This is a genomic window from Vibrio sp. V39_P1S14PM300, assembly GCF_009904765.1.
In the GTDB taxonomy this organism is placed as follows: domain Bacteria; phylum Pseudomonadota; class Gammaproteobacteria; order Enterobacterales; family Vibrionaceae; genus Vibrio; species Vibrio proteolyticus.
Map to the genome: position 1 here is coordinate 1 of NZ_WXWP01000013.1, position 2,741 is coordinate 2,741.

A 2,741-nucleotide genomic window follows, 5' to 3' on the forward strand; every position below is an offset into this window, starting at 1 on the left:
CCACTGTCTCATCCCCATCGCTTTCATTTCTCATCATTTCACTCACCGCAACGAAACAAATCAACAACATTTACCTAATCAAAATAACAACCAATGAGAAAGTTATCATTTAACCCAAAAAGAGATTCCAATCACATTTGGATTGGTTATAATCCGCGCTCTTTGCGCTATCTGTTGATATTTGCAAACTTATTTTGAAGAAATAGCACCATTACCATTCACCTACCTGCATTTAGCAGGGACAACCGAGTAAGAAAATGAGCAAGATTGATAAAGCCATGCGGATTCTGCTGGCTGGTTTCTGTATCAACCTTTGTCTTGGCATTCTTTATGCCTGGAGTGTATTTAACAAAGCCCTAGTGACTGATTTTGGCTGGAGTGCCGCAGACGCTTCTTCCCCTTATGCGATTGCAACCATCACATTCTCTGTTTGTCTTTTGATCGCAGGTATTCTTCAGGATCGGATGGGGCCACGTAAAATCCTTATTCTGGGTACGACGTTAACTGGCCTGGGTATGATCGCTTCCAGCTTCGCGTCATCCGTTTTGATGCTCAACCTGACATTCGGTGTCATGACTGGTGCGGGTATCGGTTTTGGTTATGCATGTCTGTCACCTTCCGCAATGAAGTGGTTCCACAGTTCTAAAAAGGGTCTGGTCAACGGTCTGATTGCCGCGGGCTTCGGTCTGGCTGCGATTTATCTGGCGCCTCTGACGTCCATGTTGATCAGTGAGCTGGGGATCAACACCAGCTTCATGATTCTTGGTGTGGGTGTTCTGGTGATCGCAGTTCCACTGGCGTGCACCATCAACAACCCTCCGACAGGCTACGTACCCGCTGAACCAAAGCTGAAAGCAGGTCAAACCGCGAAAGCAGTGAAAACCTCTTTGGACTTGAGCTGGAAATCCATGCTGAAAACGCCACAATTTTACTCGTTGTGGATCATGTATGCGTTTGCTGCCTCAGTTGGCCTGATGATCATTGGTAACATCACTAATATTGCAAGTGTTCAGGCGAGCCTGCCAAACGCTGTATATCTGGCCTCTATTCTGGCGATCTTTAACTCCGGTGGCCGGGTTGCCGCAGGTATTCTGTCAGATAAAATTGGCGGCGTGCGCACCTTACTGCTGGCCTTTGTACTCCAAGGCATCAATATGGTGCTGTTCGCAACGTTTAACTCCGAACTCACGCTGATCATCGGTACTGCGATTGCAGCCATCGGTTACGGCACCCTGCTCGCCGTGTTCCCATCGATTACTGCGGAATACTATGGTTTGAAAAACTACGGCACGAACTACGGCGTGCTGTATACATCATGGGGTATTGGTGGCGCCATCGGAGCAGCAGTTGTCGGCTACTCAATGACCCACGGTGGAGGATACACCTTGGCTTACACTATCTCAGCAGTGATGATGGCCGTATGTATTGCTCTGGCACTGATCACCAAGCCCGTCACGGATGAGAAAGCAGCACAACTTCAATCCGCCGACGCATAATCGATTGAATTAGAATCAAAAAGGCTTAACCTTAGAGTTAAGCCTTTTTTGTTTATGCGTTATATGCCAACACAGCCCGAACTCAAACCTGACTATTATCGCGATAACTTTCTGAAGCTGACCCATCACGCCAGATATTGGTATGGCGATCTACTTCATTCCCACGAGCACGCTTGGTTAACCAGCTTTGATGCACTCTCAGCACCGGCACAGTGCTTACTCGTGCGTATGCTGGCACGCAAAGGTCGTTGGTTTCGGACGGACAAACTGAATTACAGCGAAATACCTGACATAACCGTCAGCCTGTCTGAGTTAGCTGGCGATCAATTTATTGCTCTCCCCGAACAGGTTGAGTTAAAAACGCTCGCGGAACAGCTGCTAACCAAACCCGAAATTCTCGCACTCTGGCCAAACACCAATCGACAACGTCGTAAAGAGCAGCTTGTTGCCTCATTACCCGACTCAACACAAATTCACACCGAGGCTTTGGCTTTTCAACCCATTGAGTTGCAACACGCCAATATCATCAGGCTGCTACTGGTACTGTTTTTTGCCAATACTCATCAAGATCTGAGTCAGTTTGTGCTCGACGATTTGGGGGTACACCGTTTTGAAGCCTACCAGCTCAGCAAAGAACGCCGTTTTTTTACCGACCGGGAACAGATTGACCAATTATTGCTGCTGAGTGAACTCGCTGACGCTTATTGGTTGTGTGACCGCAAAAACATCCACCAGCTCAAAGAGTTGTTATCTGCCCTACCGCCCAAGAGTGAACACCCATATATTCAAAGAAAGCAGGAGCATTTAATCAACGACATCGCGCGCGATCTTGAACGCCAGGGAGATTGGAAAAGTGCACTGCACTGGTTCAAAACAACCCGTTTACCACCCAGCCGTGAACGCCGGGCGCGCATCTATGACAAACAGAGCCAGCTGAACCTACTTAGTGACACCGTCACGGAAATGTATCATCGCCCGCTCGATAGAGCCGAGTTTGAAGTCGCGGAAAAACTCAGCGCGTTATTAAAGCGACGACAAGGCAACAAAGTTCCTCGCCCCGTCAAGCCAAACTACGATGAAATCCATTTAAATCTGCAATTAGATCAGCGTGTCGAACTGGCCTGTCTAGACCACTTTCAACGTGAGGGCTGGCGCGTGTACTACAGCGAAAATACCTTTTTAAATGGGTTGTTCGGGCTCGCGTTCTGGAGTGTGATATTTGCCCCCGTCGAAGGAGCTTTCATC

2 protein-coding genes are annotated in these 2,741 nt (G+C 48.2%); both read left to right on the plus strand.

What is annotated here, in order from left to right:
• Positions 1–257 precede the first annotated feature (257 nt).
• Positions 258–1,496: an L-lactate MFS transporter gene (locus CAG65_RS00790; protein ID WP_161451493.1), complete on the plus strand. Its 1,239-nt coding sequence runs from the start codon at positions 258–260 to the stop codon at positions 1,494–1,496.
• A 63-nt stretch (positions 1,497–1,559) separates the two neighbouring features.
• Positions 1,560–2,741 (plus strand): VRR-NUC domain-containing protein (locus CAG65_RS00795; RefSeq protein WP_161451495.1); only part of this gene is annotated, 1,182 nt, incomplete at its 3' end.

What these genes read in the sequence shown, in the direction of transcription:
- CAG65_RS00790 (WP_161451493.1), top strand. Translation starts at nt 258, where the DNA reads ATGAGCAAGATTGATAAAGCCATGCGGATTCTGCTGGCTGGTTTCTGT.